Annotated in this window: 2 protein-coding genes; both read right to left on the bottom strand. The window is 67.3% G+C overall.

Annotation, left to right across the window (positions count from 1 at the left end; genetic code table 11):
* Positions 1–198: 198 nt before the first annotated feature.
* Positions 199–1,104 (bottom strand): hypothetical protein, encoded by a 906-nt coding sequence (locus tag HNO83_RS20080; protein ID WP_175339309.1) that lies wholly within the window; start codon positions 1,102–1,104, stop codon positions 199–201.
* Positions 1,098–1,411: ParB/RepB/Spo0J family partition protein (locus HNO83_RS20075; protein WP_502708444.1), on the bottom strand; the 314-nt coding region annotated here is incomplete at its 5' end. The genes HNO83_RS20075 and HNO83_RS20080, both read right to left, overlap by 7 nt.

Here is a 1,411-nt window from a genome sequence, read left to right as displayed (position 1 = left end):
CGCGCACGCCGATCGGCCGGCTGGCGGCGCTGACGGCCGAGACGGCGTGTGTGCCGTTCGTGGCCTTCAACCGGGTGGCGCAGCGGGGAGGTCCGGTCGTCGGTCCCTCGACGGTCGGGGCGACAAGTAGAGAACTGTCCTGACCGCTCAGAACGAGAAGCGGGCCCGGTTCGCGGGGCCCGCTTCCGTCTAGCGTGATCAGTCGCCTGCGCTCGGCTCCGCGTTGACCGAAGCTGCGTCTCCTTCCGCATTGGCAGACTCGCCAGCGGTCACGATCTGCTCAACGTCGCTGAGGTTGTACCCCCAGCCGGCGAGCAGGGTGAAATAGTCGGCGTCGGTGGACGACGGGTACCGCCAGGTCTGTTTGCGGGTGACGGATTCGCACGCTCCGAGCACGACTGCGAGGGCGACGTGCTGTGCTTTGGCCGGGGACTGCTCGATCAGCGCCGCGAGCTTGTCGTTCCCGAAGTAGCCGGACGGCTCCAGCCCGAGCAGGTGGTGTGCGAGCTCGTTCCCGTCTCGGGTGGCGGTGCTGATCGCCTGCCGGTGGATGGTGAGACCCTTCGCGATCACGACCGCCGCATCCTTGGGGAGGGCCTTGCGGGAGAGGAGTGTGGCGAGCCATTCGCGGCGGACGGTCTCGGCGGATGCCCACGCCTTGTTGTTGGCGATCAGTGTGCGCCGCTCGGCCTTCTCCTCGTCGGTCATCGGGCCGGACTTGGGCTGGCTCCCGCCGTAGGTGTGGAACCCGGCCGCGTTCGCGTCCCGGAGGAAGTAGCTGATGTTGGCGTCACCGTCTGCGTAGACCCGGACGTGGGCGGCTCGTCCGTCCAGGTTCTCGATGTGTTCGGCGGTGACGCGTTGGTCGTCGGTGGTCAGGAGTTCGCTGATTCGGGTGTACTCCGTGTCGTAGTAACCGGGGTCCGAGTCCAGGATCAAGTAGCCCCGTGCGACCAGGTCTGCTTCCGCGTCCGCCTTGGTTCTGGCGCGGGCCTTCTCGTCGCGTGCCCGCTGAGCCGCGTGGACGAACTGGGCGGGGTCGGTGGTTGCGACCTGGATCAGATCGGCACGGATTTCTGCGTCGCCGTCGAACTCGATCAGCACCGCCGCCTGGTCCAGGGTGAGCTGGTGCTCCTGGATCGCGGACGCCGCAGCCTGGTCTCGACCACAGCCAACGCGGTCTTGACTTCCTTCTGCTTCGTCCCGGTACGTCGCGCGATCGCGGTCACGGAGAGGCCTTCGAACGCGAGTTGTTGGAACGCGGCGGCCCGGTCGCTGTCGGTGAGGGCTTCGCGCTGGTCGTTCTCGACCATCTGCTGCACGATCCGCTCCGAAGGGACCTCGTCGGCGTCTACGAGGTAGACGGGAATGGTCGTAAGTCCTGCTTCGCGGGCGGCGAAGACTCGACGCT

Origin of the sequence: Leifsonia sp. C5G2 (assembly GCF_013359685.1) — a bacterium.
Taxonomy (GTDB): Bacteria; Actinomycetota; Actinomycetes; order Actinomycetales; family Microbacteriaceae; genus Leifsonia.
This window is presented reverse-complemented; position numbering and strand designations above follow the sequence as displayed.